The 12,600-nt window shown below is 60.1% G+C and carries 13 protein-coding genes; 7 read left to right on the forward strand and 6 right to left on the reverse strand.

Going from position 1 to position 12,600, the window contains the following annotated elements:
• Positions 1 to 10 precede the first annotated feature (10 nt).
• A complete protein-coding gene (locus tag BJ985_RS08075; protein WP_040425341.1) occupies positions 11 to 649 on the forward strand; it encodes a LuxR C-terminal-related transcriptional regulator in 639 nt (212 codons plus the stop codon).
• Here BJ985_RS08075 and BJ985_RS08080 read toward each other — a convergent pair.
• Together BJ985_RS08080 and BJ985_RS08085 are read right to left on the reverse strand one after the other, a co-directional pair.
• Positions 646 to 957: a histone-like nucleoid-structuring protein Lsr2 gene (locus tag BJ985_RS08080; RefSeq protein ID WP_005325354.1), complete on the reverse strand. Its 312-nt coding sequence runs from the start codon at positions 955 to 957 to the stop codon at positions 646 to 648. The two genes, BJ985_RS08075 and BJ985_RS08080, sit on opposite strands and share 4 nt — an antisense overlap.
• Positions 958 to 1,146: 189 nt before the next feature.
• Positions 1,147 to 1,779: a DUF6474 family protein gene (locus BJ985_RS08085; protein ID WP_005325356.1), complete on the reverse strand. Its 633-nt coding sequence runs from the start codon at positions 1,777 to 1,779 to the stop codon at positions 1,147 to 1,149.
• Positions 1,780 to 1,848: 69 nt separating this feature from the next.
• On the opposite strand from BJ985_RS08085, the gene BJ985_RS08090 reads away from it, so the two are divergent.
• Positions 1,849 to 3,282 (forward strand): TM0106 family RecB-like putative nuclease, encoded by a 1,434-nt coding sequence (locus BJ985_RS08090; protein ID WP_179387153.1) that lies wholly within the window; start codon positions 1,849 to 1,851, stop codon positions 3,280 to 3,282.
• Here BJ985_RS08090 and BJ985_RS08095 read toward each other — a convergent pair.
• Both BJ985_RS08095 and BJ985_RS08100 read right to left on the reverse strand, forming a co-directional pair.
• Positions 3,269 to 4,567: a copper oxidase gene (locus BJ985_RS08095; RefSeq protein WP_236587130.1), complete on the reverse strand. Its 1,299-nt coding sequence runs from the start codon at positions 4,565 to 4,567 to the stop codon at positions 3,269 to 3,271. The genes BJ985_RS08090 and BJ985_RS08095 overlap by 14 nt on opposite strands.
• A 10-nt stretch (positions 4,568 to 4,577) precedes the next feature.
• The gene (locus BJ985_RS08100; protein ID WP_179387154.1) at positions 4,578 to 5,729 is read right to left on the reverse strand and encodes an MFS transporter; all 1,152 of its coding nucleotides are present in this window, start codon (positions 5,727 to 5,729) and stop codon (positions 4,578 to 4,580) included.
• Positions 5,730 to 5,800: 71 nt separating this feature from the next.
• Between BJ985_RS08100 and BJ985_RS08105 the strand changes: the two genes are divergently transcribed.
• Positions 5,801 to 6,655 carry a LysR family transcriptional regulator gene (locus BJ985_RS08105; protein ID WP_179387155.1) on the forward strand — a complete coding sequence of 285 codons (855 nt, stop codon included), beginning with the start codon at positions 5,801 to 5,803 and terminating at the stop codon, positions 6,653 to 6,655.
• A 43-nt stretch (positions 6,656 to 6,698) separates the two neighbouring features.
• Here the strand turns inward: BJ985_RS08105 and BJ985_RS08110 are convergent, their stop codons facing one another.
• The gene (locus BJ985_RS08110) at positions 6,699 to 7,301 is read right to left on the reverse strand and encodes a superoxide dismutase (protein ID WP_179387156.1); all 603 of its coding nucleotides are present in this window, start codon (positions 7,299 to 7,301) and stop codon (positions 6,699 to 6,701) included.
• Positions 7,302 to 7,465: 164 nt separating this feature from the next.
• Here BJ985_RS08110 and msrA point away from each other — a divergent pair, with 164 nt between their 5' ends.
• Positions 7,466 to 8,113, forward strand: coding sequence for a peptide-methionine (S)-S-oxide reductase MsrA (msrA, locus tag BJ985_RS08115; RefSeq protein ID WP_179387157.1), 648 nt, complete (start codon positions 7,466 to 7,468; stop codon positions 8,111 to 8,113).
• Here msrA and BJ985_RS08120 read toward each other — a convergent pair.
• Positions 8,110 to 9,852, reverse strand: a complete 1,743-nt coding sequence (locus BJ985_RS08120; protein WP_179387158.1) for an alpha/beta-hydrolase family protein — start codon at positions 9,850 to 9,852, stop codon at positions 8,110 to 8,112. The genes msrA and BJ985_RS08120 overlap by 4 nt on opposite strands.
• Before the next feature lie 87 nt (positions 9,853 to 9,939).
• Between BJ985_RS08120 and BJ985_RS08125 the strand changes: the two genes are divergently transcribed.
• Genes BJ985_RS08125 through BJ985_RS08135 form a run of 3 tightly spaced genes read left to right on the forward strand, consistent with a single transcriptional unit; the run spans position 9,940 to position 12,532 of the window.
• Positions 9,940 to 10,887: an L-lactate dehydrogenase gene (locus BJ985_RS08125; RefSeq protein ID WP_179387159.1), complete on the forward strand. Its 948-nt coding sequence runs from the start codon at positions 9,940 to 9,942 to the stop codon at positions 10,885 to 10,887.
• Positions 10,887 to 11,591 (forward strand): glycerophosphodiester phosphodiesterase family protein, encoded by a 705-nt coding sequence (locus BJ985_RS08130; RefSeq protein ID WP_005325366.1) that lies wholly within the window; start codon positions 10,887 to 10,889, stop codon positions 11,589 to 11,591. Before BJ985_RS08125 ends, BJ985_RS08130 begins: the two co-directional genes overlap by 1 nt.
• Before the next feature lie 20 nt (positions 11,592 to 11,611).
• A complete protein-coding gene (locus BJ985_RS08135; RefSeq protein WP_179387160.1) occupies positions 11,612 to 12,532 on the forward strand; it encodes a DUF5926 family protein in 921 nt (306 codons plus the stop codon).
• Positions 12,533 to 12,600: the final 68 nt, after the last annotated feature.

The following is a 12,600-nucleotide window of genomic DNA, read 5'->3' on the forward strand; positions in this document are numbered from 1 at the left end:
GAGGAATGTCGTGATTCGGGTCCTATTGGCAGATGACCACGAAATCGTCCGCCTGGGTCTGCGCTCCGTGCTTGAGGGCGCAGAGGATATCGACGTCGTAGGGGAGGTCGCTACGGCCGAAGCTGCGGTGTCGGCAGCGCAGGCGGGCGGCATCGATGTCATTTTGATGGACCTGCGCTTCGGCGCGGGTGTGGAAGGGACCCGTGTTATGGGCGGAGCGGAGGCAACCGCGCAGATTCGCTCCGCGATGGCCACCCCGCCCAAGGTCCTCGTGGTTACCAACTATGACACTGATGCGGATATCCTCGGCGCTATCGAAGCCGGTGCCGTGGGCTATTTGCTCAAGGATGCACCACCGCACGAGCTGCTGTCCGCAGTGCGCTCGACTGCGGAGGGTGATTCGGCGCTATCTCCCATCGTGGCCGATAGGCTGATGACTCGCGTGCGTACGCCACGCACCTCGCTCACGCCGCGTGAGCTCGAGGTCTTGCAGCTGGTAGCAGCGGGGGCGTCGAACCGACAGATTGGCCAAGACCTCATGCTGTCTGAGGCCACGGTAAAGTCTCACCTTGTGCACATTTATGACAAATTGGGCGTGCGCTCGCGCACCTCCGCTGTGGCGGCAGCACGCGAGCAGGGCGTGCTTTAATTAGCGGCGTTATACGCCTCGATAACGTCCTGCGGGATTTTTCCGCGGTGCGCCACTGGCAGGCCTTGGGTGCGGGCCCATTCGCGGATTTGGCTGGGGTTGGCCCGCTGGGCATCGAGGGCGGGGGCAATGCGGGCGGCGTCCACGTAGGGGGCGAGCAGATTATGGAAATGCCGCGCGTTATCCGTGGAGAGATCGATAAGGTAATTTTGACCGTTTACGCTGAAGCGAACGACTTCTAGTTGGTCTTCAGGGATTAGGGTGTGGTCCAAGTCGTCGTAAAATTGGGTCACTTCACGGCGGGACATATTTCCTCCAATTTTAAAAACTGCACACCAAGCACAGAGAGCATAAACGGTGTTAAAGGGGTAGGGCGGTTAGAAGATTATCAGCAACTTTTTCTGGCCGAAAATACTTTTCCCGAAAAATCCCGGATCTTTATAGAAAATAAATAAACGCCACCACCAAATAGGGGGCGGTGGCGGCGTGTAGCTCTTTTACTGGGCCAGGCGCTGCTGGATTTCCGCAGTAATGGAGTCAATTTCCGAGCTAATGGTCTTGTGAGCGCGGCGGCGCTGCTGCTCGGTCATGAACTCGGCATTATCGATGGCGGAGTCTACTTCTTGTAGGCGGTCACGCACATCGCGCTTGAAGCCGGCCGGAACGTCCGTGTTATCGAGGGAGTTGCGGATGCCGGCGGTGCGGGCCTTGAGCGGCGCACCGTAGCCGGAGAAGGAAGCCATCTGATCCGAGCTCACGCCCGCCTTAGCGGCCTTGCGCTTTTCGCCTTCGGTCTTCAGGCCCACGTAGCCGCGGTAGAGGAGCGGCAGCAGCAGGGGCGCGGCGGTGCGCAGCGCACCGGCGTAGCGCTTGACGTTATCGGAGTTAAAGCGGCCGGCCTTGAGCTTGGCTAGCTCATTCTTGGCCATCTTCTCCTCGTGCTTGCGGCGCTTCTTGAGGCCCTTTTCCTCCGACTTAATGAGGTGCTTTTCCTGCTTGGCCAGGAGCTTTTGCTGGCGGCGGCGGTCCTTAGACTGTGCCTTTACCTCTGCCTTGGCGCGGGTCTTGGCGGCCTTTGCCTGTGCGCGTGCTTCTTGGCGGGCCTTTTTAACTTTCTTCAGAATGCTCATTAAATTTCCCTCACGTTTGATCGAGTCTGGATTCAACTTTACCTTGCCGTTCTATTAAGCTCACCCGGTGTGGAGGATGTGGTTGTTGCTTCGGACCTTGTGGGGTGCCGCTACCGCTTAGTACAGCGGCGCGCGCACCCCGAGATGCCGCGTACCCATGCCTCGATTGCCCGGGCGGAACGCCACGCGGCCGCAGTGGAGGCCGTCATGGAGATGTTTCCCCGCAAGGGCTCTGGCCGGTTCCGCCGCATCGATCTGGAAGGCGATGAGTGGGAGCGCTCCATGCGCACCCTTGAGGCCTTAGCTTCCGGGTATACGCACATCACCAACGCGGTCTTCGCCACCGCGGAGTGGATGGTGCGCGTGGATTTGCTGCTGCGCGAAGGTGATAAGTACACCCCAATTATCGTGTCCAATCACCGTGTGGCCCGCAAGAATGACACCAAGACGACGCTGGCGGTGCCCACCCACCGCTTGGGTTTGAGCGAGCCGCTCGAGGCGCCGTATAAACTGCGCCACCACTCGGTAGATGGTTACCGCTTAGCGTTTGCCGCCCGTGCTTTGCAGGATCTCGGACTCGATTCCGGCCGGGGCGGGGCCATCGGCCAGGACCGCACCCGGGCATTTTTTACGGAAACAGCCAAGTTTGATCTGGAACGCGCCTGGAATCAGCCGCTTCCTACCGCCCCGGTGCGGGTCAAGGAGTGTGCGAGCTGCCGCTTTTGGTCTTTGTGCGAGCAAGAGCTGGTGGCGGCGGATGATATTTCGCTTTTCCTATCCGGCGACCGCGCTAAGCCTTACCGCGAGCGCGGGATTACTACCGTGCAGGCGCTTATCGACGCCGACCTAGGCGAGCCCTCCCGCCTTGCTGCTGCCTGGCGCGCCGGGGAAGTGTTGCTGCGCCGCGGCGACGTGCACGCTCCGCGCGCGGACGTCGAGGTAGACGTGGATATGGAAGCCTACCTGGACCAAGGCGCGTACCTATGGGGAGCCTGGCACGACGGCAACTACGTTCCGTTCGTTACGTGGGAGCCGTTGGGCGGGCGCGCCGAGGCGGAAAACTTTGCGGCGTTCTGGCGCTGGTTGATGGATGTGCGTGCTAAGGCCCATGCGGAGGGCAAAACCTTTGCTGCATATTGCTACTCGGCCCACGGCGAGAACCATTGGATGCGCATGTCCGCGCAGCGCTTCCGCGAGGTGGATGAGCAGGAGGTAGAAGAGTTTATCTCTTCACCGGAGTGGGTGGATATGTTCGCCCACGTCAAACGATCCTTCGCCGGCCCCTTTGGCCTAGGCCTGAAGGTAGTCGCCCCGGAAGCGGGTTTTACCTGGCCAGAAGAAGACTTCGACGGCGAGGAATCCGTGAACGCGCGCCGCGAGGCGCTAGCTGGTGACCTCGTGGCGCGGCAGCGCTTGCTGGACTATAACTCCGGCGACGTCCAAGCCACCCGCGCGGTCCGCGAGTGGATGGACGCCGGCGCGCCGGGTACTACAGCGCTGTAAATAGGGCGTAGATGACCGCGAGAATCGCTATGCCTGCATAGACCTGGTTCCATTCTGGCCCCGGCTTCGGATCCGGGCCCTCCGCCTTCTTCATCAGGACCTGCTTCTGGGCCTTGACCGCCCGGGCGATGAGCACGGGGTAGACCGCCAGGGGCAGGATGCACAAGAGGGAGGCGACCACCTTAAGTAGGGAAATATCGGTGCCGATCCAGATGAGCAGCCCACCGTTGACGAGGGTGGCGCGCAGGAGGCCGAGTTTGTCCAGTTGCTGCAAGCCCGCCCGGACGGCAGCGGGGCCGCCACCCATGGTGCTGGGCAAGAGGTAGCTCATCACGCCGATGAGTAGTTGACCGGCAAACCCCACCAGCAAGGCGAGGGTGGGCAGCGCCGGCTCGGGTATAAAGAAATGCTGCACCGTGTAGTACACCAAAGACAGCACCAGCCATAACGAGGCCATGAGCACGGAGACCGAGGCAAAGGTGATGCGATCGCGCGGGTCCTTAGCCACCGTCAGTACATTGGCGAGCCACTGCTGCAAGTTCAGCGCCCAACCGCAGCAGTAGGCGATAAGGCCCAACTCAGGGAAGCCGAGGAAAGCGCCCACGATGGTGGCAACCACACCGACGGCGAGCAGCGCAAAGGAGGAGTGCATGTGGCGATTAATACCTTGGGTGCGCCAGATGGAGGGAAAAAGGATAGTGAGAGAGCCGGCCGCGGCCAAGCCGATGAATCCGCCGATATTGGCGGCGATATGGGCGAGCAGTAGCGTGGGCTGGCCGGGGGAGACGGCCAGCAGGCCGCCAAAGATGGCACCCACCGGCAGGCACAGAGCGGAAAGAACATAAGCGCCCACCACGGGGCGGAAGCGCTTATCTTTGGCACCGCGCCATTGCCGGAAGAGCGATGCCGCATGCCAGAGCATCATCAGCGCAATGAGCGTGGCGCCCATCTGGGTGACGATCCAGTGTTGGGACCAGAACTCCATGAGGATTTGGCCGATTAACGCGAGGATGATTCCGGCATTGAGGCCATAGATGCGGGCCAATTGGGTAGGTCGAGTGGATTCGGGGAGGCGCTGTTGGGTGAATTTCTCCGTGAGGTGCTGGGACCACACGATGATGCTATTGCTCACCAGTCCGAGGGTGAATAGGTGGATGAGCACCCACCGGTAGTTCGGAACCAAGGTATGCGTTGCACCCACGAGGATGAAGACCATCATCCACAGGGATACGGGACGGGAGGCCTTGCGGTGCCATGTCCGCGCCGACCACTTATTCTCAGGCATAAAACCGATTTTAGTCGGTTTTAATCTTGGTCCAAGTCAGCGCGGTAAGGGCGAGGGCTACGGCGGTGAAGAAGGCGATGAAGAGGGGCCACGATAGGGCGTCGAAAAGCAGGCCGGCACATGCGCCCACCACAGAAGAGCCAAAGTAATAGCAGAACACGTACATCGAGGAAGCCTCTGCGCGGTCGTGGGTGGCAATCTGGCCCACCCACCCGGAGGCGGTGGAGTGCACGGCGAAAAAGCCCACGGTGAAGGCGATCATGCCGAGAAGCGTCAGCGGAAGGTTACCGGCACACAACGCGATGCCCACAGTAAAAAGTGCGGCCGAGCCGCACAGGGTTTTTCCGTGGCCGATTCGGGCCACTAGCGCTCCAGCCCGAGCCGAGGACCAGGTGCCAGAAAGGTAGAAGAGGAAAGCCAAGCCGGCGAGCGAAGGGGCCAAGCCAAAATCATCGATGAGCCGGAAGGTTAAGAAGTTATACATGGAGACAAACGTGCCCATGGACAGGAATGCGGTGAGAAAGAGCAAGGCCAAATCCCGGTTGGCCCAATGACCAAAGAGTGCCCTGCTTTCGGTCTTGAGATGGATGGATTTAGGCCGGAAATTGCGTTGGGTAGGAAGCAGCAGCCACGACGTAATGGCAAAGGCGAGTGAGACCAGTGCCGAGCCGAAGAGCGCCCAGCGCCACGTGGAAATCTCCACCAGTCCGGTGGGGATGAGGCGGCCGGTAAGGCCACCGACGGAGGTGCCTGCAATGTATAGGCCCATGGCTCGCGGCAGGGCTTTGTCATCGAGCTCTTCAGAAAGCCATGCCATTGCCGTGGCGGGGGCGCCGGACAGCAGCGCACCCTGCAGGCCGCGTACCACGATGAGCTGCCATCCCTCCTGGGCGAGGGGAACAATGAGTCCCACGCCGGTCGCGGCAACGGCCGAAATGAGCAGGATACGTCCGCGGCCGAAGCGCTCGGAGAGGATCGATGCGGGCACCACGCATAGGGCCAGCGCGCCTGTGGCGGCCGATACGGTCATGGCCGCCTCGGTGGAAGAAAGGCCCATGTTCCGTACCAGCGTGGGAAGGATGGCTTGGGTGGAATACAGGCTGGAGAATATAGCCAAGCCCACCAGGAGCATGGCTACCGTAGCGCGCCGCGTTCGAGTCATATCATTTAGCCTGCCCGGCCGTGCTGCATGTGTAAAATGTGGAAAATTACACTAATCGATGCGGAGTATGCATGAATGTGGAGGATGTTCGCGGCTTCCTCGCCGTGGTGGATCATGGCCGCGTGGGTGCTGCGGCCGATGAACTGGGGATCTCCCAATCCGCGCTGACCCGCCGCGTACAGCGCGTAGAAGCTAGTCTTGGCGCCCGTCTTTTCGAGCGCACTGGGCGCACCCTGCACGTGAACTCGCGCGGGAGGGCCTTTGCTGCGGCCGGGCGGGAAATGCTCCGCGCCTACCAAGTAGGGCGGGACGATGTTGCTCGCCTCATGGATCCAGAGCGCGGCACCGTGCGCCTAGATTTCATGCACTCGCTGGGCACCTGGCTGGTTCCGGACTTGCTCAAGAGCTATCGCGCGCAGCACCCGCACGTGGATATTCGCCTCCATCAAGGCGCGGCGCAGGAGCTGGTGAGCAGGGTGGAAAACGGCGAATCCGACCTTGCCCTCGTGGGCCCTCGGCCTGATGCAGCCCTGGGCTGGCACCGGATTAAGGTGCAGCGACTAGGCCTAGCGGTGCCGGAAGGCCACTGGGCAGCGAACCGGCGGGAGGTGAAACTAGCGGAATTCGCTGCAGAACCGTTTATCGGCATGCTCCCAGGCTATGGCACGCGCATGCTTCTCGATGCCCTCGCGGACGACGCTGGCTTTAGCCCCCACCTCGTCTTCGAATCGATGGAGCTTACTACCGTTGCGGGGCTGGTAGCGGCAGGACTCGGGGTGGCGCTTTTGCCGTTGGATGATCCCTATCTGCAGGTGGGGAGCCTGATCCCCCTTACGCCGCCGGCGTACCGCGAGCTCGGTTTGGTGTGGCGCGCCGGGGATGATGCTCCCCCAGTGCGGCAATTCCGGGAATTTATCCGGGCATAGAAAAAGCCGCCCCGAAGGGGGCGGCCGAAGTAACTAAAAGGAGTTACTTGGTGGCTGCAGCGAAACGCTCAGCAACGTCATCCCAGTTGAAGACGTTCCATACGGCCTTAACGTAGTCAGCCTTAACGTTCTTGTACTGCAGGTAGAAAGCGTGCTCCCACATATCCAGCATCAGCAGAGGGGTGAAGTTGATGGAGGTATTACCCTGCTGGTCAGTCAGCTGCTCGATGATGAGGCGACCAGCAATGTGGTCGTAGCCCAGAACGGCCCAGCCGGAGCCCTGCAGGGAGGTAGCAGCGGCGGAGAAGTGAGCCTTCAACTTCTCAAAGGAGCCGAAGTCGCGGTTGATGGCCTCTGCCAGCTCGCCGGTAGGCTCGCCGCCACCGTTCGGGGACAGGTTCTTCCAGAAGATGGAGTGGTTGGTGTGGCCACCCAGGTTAAATGCCAAGTTCTTGGAGAGGGCGCGGATGCGATCCGGGTTAGCCTCACCGTTGCGCTCTTCCTCGAGTGCCTCGAGTGCAGCGTTAGCGCCAGCAACGTAGGTTGCGTGGTGCTTATCGTGGTGGAGCTCCATGATCTCTGCGGAGATGTGTGGCTCCAGTGCGTCGAATGCGTATGGGAGGTCAGGAAGTTCGTAAACAGCCATTTGTTAAATCCTTTCTTCGGGTACGTGTCCCGATGATAGGCACGGTTGAAAGATTTCGCCATGATTAATTCGAATTGTGGAACTAGCGCGAATATTAACTGGCCGCGGAATAGGTTTTCGCAGTACAACGTTGGGAAGAAGGAATAAGGAAGGAGCTATACCTCATGTGGATGTTTAAGCCGGAGCCCAAGCTCGTGACTGCAGACGAGGCTCTGCCGGGTCGATCCGAGCCGATCCTAGCCCCCGCCCCGCACGCAGTTCTAGGAACGCCGATTACCGGACCGTGGAAGGACGGGCAGCGCTCCATTCTCATTGCGTTGGGATGTTTCTGGGGCGCGGAGAAGATGTTTTGGGAGACCGAAGGCGTGGAATCCACCTCGGTGGGCTATGCGGGCGGTACCACCCCGAATCCCACGTATTACGAGGTCTGCCGTGGGCTAACCAACCATGCCGAGGCGGTGGAGGTGGTCTATGACCCGCAGCGCATCAGCCTGCGCGATCTTGTCGTACAGGCCCTAGAAGCGCACGATCCCACGCAGGGCTTCCGCCAGGGCAACGATGTGGGAACGCAATACCGCTCTGCTTTCTACCCACGCACGGAGGAAGAGCGCGCAGAAATCCAGGGCATCGTGGATTCCTATGCAGAAAAACTCAAGGAATTCGGATTCGGGGATACCACCACGGAGGTCAAACTCCTCTCCGAAACTGATTCTGGGGAGTACTACCTGGCTGAGGATGAGCATCAGCAGTACTTATATAAGGTGCCTAATGGGTACTGCCCGCACCACAGCACTGGGGTGAAATGCGACTAAGCGTCGCGCCGGATAAAGCGGGCAATCTTCTTGGCTAACTTCGGCGTGAGCGATTGGCGGGATTGTGATCCTAAGACCTCATCCCAATACCAGAGCATTTCTTCAAAATAGTTGTGTCCGTGCCCGCCAGGGACGTTGAGGGAATTGATCTGGTCCAAGCCAATTTGCCACCAGGTAATAAACGGAACCCAATGCAGCTGCCGGAAGGTATCCGCGTGCAGCGCTTCCGGCTGCGGTTCATGAATCCAGGTGGGCCTGCGCACGAGAAGGTTGAGATCCCACCACACGATGGCGTCGGAAGCATGCTGGGCAATGAGCATGCGGGGTCGGCGCCAGGTATGGGCGTAGTCATTGCCAAAGGCGTCGTGCAGCGTATGGTCAGGGGCCGCGGCGTAGCGCACATGCTTGCCGCCATCGATAACGGGCAGGCGTTCTAGGGAACCAATATCCCGGCGCAGGCGCTGCGTAAAGTGCGTCATGCGCGGGGGGCCGGAAAAAACTGCGCCATTACACGCGGAAAGTAGGTCTTCCACATTATGGTAGTTATCCATAATGGCGTAGGCGCCAAGCGATTCACCTGCGAAGTAAAGCCGCGGGCGGTTTTCTTTAGGCAGCTTATCTATTTCTTCTTGTATGACCCGAATCAATTCGCGGGCCGCCTGCTTTGGCGCATTCTTATCCACGAGGTAGGAAAAAACCGAAGGCAGGTAGGAGTACTGCATGGTGACGGTGACGCAATCACCACCGGTCAAAAACTCATAGGAGCACGCACCCCAGTTATTGATCCATCCCGAGCCGGCGGGCATCTGGATAACAATAGTCTCTCGCCGCAAGGCACCGGTGCGTTCGAGTTCGGCGCGGATCTTTTCCGCGGATTGTTGGAAGGAGCGCCCTGGAATGTATCCGGCGTAGATGCGGATCGGTTCCTTTGCATCGGTTCCCGTCACTGTGCGGATATCGCGGGCGCGGGGGCCATTGGAGACAAAGCGGCGTCCCTGTTGTCCCAATGCCGACCACGGCTCGAGCGACCACGGACTGCCGGAGCGCTCCGGCTCCCACGGCATGGAGGTGCCGGGGAAAATCTGCTTATTTAACCGCTGCGCTTGGTGCGATAGCGAGCGCAGCCAGCGTCGAAAGACCACGCGGTCAGAAAGTGCAAACGCCGTGAGGCTCAGTCCCGCGGTAACCACCGGCCACGCAATGAGCGCCGGCACCCAGCGGCCCAGCTGGCGTGACAGTTTGGTGACGGCAAGCTGCGTGGCCTCCCCGATGAGTAGGAGCGTGCCGTAGCCTGCGGTGCCCGCAGCCAGGCCGATGGCCGCCGTGACGGGCCCGCGCACGAGCTGCTTATTGACCAACTCCGCCTGTTTTTTCTGATTGCGCAGCGAAAGCACGGCATTAAATGCAGTCCCAGCGCCAATAGCAAGGTGCACAATTTGTCGATGTTGAGGTCCGAGGCGGTCCTGCGGGCGCTTGCCAATGCTATTGAGCACGAAGCTTGTTGACGCCGCCCCTAGATGCCCGACGCCCTGCCCGATTGCCACGTTGGCGGCGGTCACCCACCACGGACGGGGCAGTAAGGAAGGCGAAACAGCAGCCCACGTAGCTAATTCCGCACCCAAAATTCCAGCCGACATATTGGGCGGTAAGGTTTGCCGGCTGGTCATACGGACGATGGGCGTGAGATCCGCGGCTACGCCAAGAGCGGTTAGTGCAGCGCGGCGGAGTGCGCGTTTCATAATGCCCGATTCTCCCAGATTTCGGTGGGAATTTCAGTGTGAGACTTAGCCCGTGCAAAAATCTCCACAAAGTTGCACAATAGGGTCATGGCAAATCATGTAGGAAACAAAGTAGTTCTCATTGGCGCCGGCGATGTGGGAGTCGCTTACGCCTTCGCTCTCATCAACCAAAGCATCGTTGACCACCTGGCTATCATCGATATCGATGAAAAGAAGCTAGAGGGCAACGTCATGGACCTCAACCACGGTGTTGTCTGGGCCCCCACCCGCACCCGCGTCACCAAGGGCACCTACGCCGATTGCGCAGACGCCGATATGGTCGTCATCTGCGCCGGTGCCGCACAGAAGCCGGGCGAGACCCGCCTGGACCTGGTGGGCAAGAACGTCAAGATCATGAACAGCATCGTCTCCGATGTTATGGCGAATGACTTCGACGGCATCTTCTTGGTTGCCTCCAACCCAGTGGACATCCTGACCTACGCCGTATGGAAGGCCTCCGGCCTGGATCACAAGCGCGTCATCGGCTCCGGCACCGTGCTGGACTCCGCTCGTTTCCGCTACATGCTGGGCGAGCTGGAAGATGTTGCACCGAAGTCCGTACACGCCTACATCGTGGGCGAGCACGGCGATTCCGAGCTGCCGGCCGTCTCCACCGCCAATATCGCCGGTGTCCCGATGTCCAAGAAGCTGGACTCGGATCCGGAGTATGCAGAGCGCATCGAGAAGATTTTCGAAGACACCCGCGATGCCGCCTACTCCATCATTGACGCTAAGGGCTCCACTTCCTTCGGCATTGGCATGGGCCTGGCCCGCATCACCGCCGCCGTCATCCAGAACCAGGATGTGGCGCTGCCAGTATCTGCTTACCTGCAGGGCGAGTACGGCGTAGAGGATCTCTACATCGGCACCGCTGCCATCATCAACCGCTCCGGCATCGTGCGCGCGATTGAGCTGCAGCTCAGTGAACACGAAAAGGAGCGTTTCGATGCTTCTGCCAAGACCCTGAATGACATCAAGGAAGAGTTCTTCGGCTAGTGAAGATTGTCGCCCATAGGGGATACTCCGGAAAATATCCGGAGCTATCCCCTCTAGCTTTTGAAAAAGCCCTAGATTTGCCAATTCACGGCGTCGAGTGCGATGTGCGCTTGACGCGCGATGGAAAAGTAGTGGTCCAGCACGATCCCACGTTGGACCGCACCGCAGGGCGTCCCGGCCGCATTTCCAAGATGGATTGGGAAGAATTGCGCGGCGTTGACATCGGTTCGGGCCAGCGCATGATGCTTCTCGACGAACTCTTGGAACTGCTCGAGGGCACACCGCACCACCTTTATATCGAGACTAAGCACCCCTCCGGGCAGGGCGACATCCTGGAGGAGCAAACGGTGCTGCGCCTGCGTTATGCGGGGCTTTTCGATGACCCCCGGATCCACGTCATTTCCTTTTCCCACCACGCCATCCGCCGCATGCAGAATTTGGCGCCGCACATGGACCGGATCTATCTTCGCCGCGATTGGGAACGCCACGTCAACCGTCCCGATGTAATGCTGTCCAGGCCCACCGCGCTTGGCGTATCGTTGTTGCGCGCGAAGCTGCAGCCGGCAATTATCGGCGCGCAGGGATTGCCTACCTACCTGTGGACCGTAGACAAGCCGGAAGATATGAAGTGGGCGTGGGCTAACGGGGTAGATATGCTCGCTACCAACCAACCCGAAGTGGCCCTACATGCCATTGAGCTCTAGTAAGCAGGTATCTTGGAGGCATGGCCAAGAAGAAAAAGAACAAGGAACAGCTGCCTGAGGGCATGTCCCGCCGCCAGGCAAAGCTCGCTGCCCGCGCCAAGGAGCGCGCCGCCCTGGAAAAGGATCCCCGCCCCTACGGCGGACTTGCTGCGGAGGCCTCCCTGGTCGCCATGCAGGAGTTCGTCCCCTCCGCTTTTGCCAAGCTTGACGTTAAAGGCTGCGATAAGAACGTGTATGTAGCCACCGTCCTGCCGGGTGCTTCTGCTGCGCTTATTCGGGACACCGAATTTGGCGGCGATGCCTTCGTGGGCCTGCAGGTACAGTCCCACACCCACAACCCGGGCCGCGACCTCGCCTTCGCCCTTAACTGGGTGAAGAATAACGAGCCGGGCGCCACCCTGGAATCCACCGCGGCTGACGGTTCGGAGCCGAAGCTGGAGGAGCTTATCGATGCCTCCGCTACCCTCGACGTGCAGGTTCACCAGGACTTCGAATGGTGGATTCCGGAGGGAGCACAGGTCACCCCGCAGATTGCGCAGTCGCTACGCGCCGCTAATGATTCCGTCATCGAGTCCCACCAGGTGGGCGAGAACATCACCGGTGCGGCCTTCTGGGCAAATGCCGGCGGCGGCAAGGCCCACATCCGTTGGGTCCGCCCGAATGACGATGAATCCGCATTCCTCAACGCTTTGGCGCGCGTCGCCGCCCGCGGCGAGCTGAACTTGGGCGAGGGCACCAAGTTTGCCGGTGTCTTCCGCACCCACGGTCTTATTGCTCCGGTCTTCGACTTGGATCCAGAGGTTGACCACGCTTCCTATGAGGACCACCTCACCCGCGTGGACAAGGCCTTGGAGGAAGAAATTTCTAATGATGCCCAGCTGAGCGCCGATGAGCGCAAGCAGCTAGAAAACATCAAGTCCCGCCAGGTGACCTTGCGCTAAAGACATAAAAAGTGGCCCCTCCTGTTGGACTGGTTTAATTCCAGGCGGTTAGGGGATTAAGGGCCTGA

The sequence above is a fragment of the Corynebacterium tuberculostearicum genome (genome assembly GCF_013408445.1).
Taxonomy (GTDB): Bacteria; Actinomycetota; Actinomycetes; order Mycobacteriales; family Mycobacteriaceae; genus Corynebacterium; species Corynebacterium tuberculostearicum.

Coding starts and splice junctions, on each gene's coding strand:
- BJ985_RS08080 (WP_005325354.1), bottom strand. CDS start 957: ATGTCCCGCCGTGAAGTGACCCAATTTTACGACGACTTGGACCACACC.
- BJ985_RS08085 (WP_005325356.1), bottom strand. CDS start 1,779: ATGAGCATTCTGAAGAAAGTTAAAAAGGCCCGCCAAGAAGCACGCGCA.
- BJ985_RS08095 (WP_236587130.1), bottom strand. CDS start 4,567: ATGCCTGAGAATAAGTGGTCGGCGCGGACATGGCACCGCAAGGCCTCC.
- BJ985_RS08100 (WP_179387154.1), bottom strand. CDS start 5,729: ATGACTCGAACGCGGCGCGCTACGGTAGCCATGCTCCTGGTGGGCTTG.
- BJ985_RS08105 (WP_179387155.1), top strand. CDS start 5,801: ATGAATGTGGAGGATGTTCGCGGCTTCCTCGCCGTGGTGGATCATGGC.
- BJ985_RS08110 (WP_179387156.1), bottom strand. CDS start 7,301: ATGGCTGTTTACGAACTTCCTGACCTCCCATACGCATTCGACGCACTG.
- msrA (WP_179387157.1), top strand. CDS start 7,466: ATGTGGATGTTTAAGCCGGAGCCCAAGCTCGTGACTGCAGACGAGGCT.
- BJ985_RS08120 (WP_179387158.1), bottom strand. CDS start 9,852: ATGAAACGCGCACTCCGCCGCGCTGCACTAACCGCTCTTGGCGTAGCC.
- BJ985_RS08125 (WP_179387159.1), top strand. CDS start 9,940: ATGGCAAATCATGTAGGAAACAAAGTAGTTCTCATTGGCGCCGGCGAT.
- BJ985_RS08135 (WP_179387160.1), top strand. CDS start 11,612: ATGGCCAAGAAGAAAAAGAACAAGGAACAGCTGCCTGAGGGCATGTCC.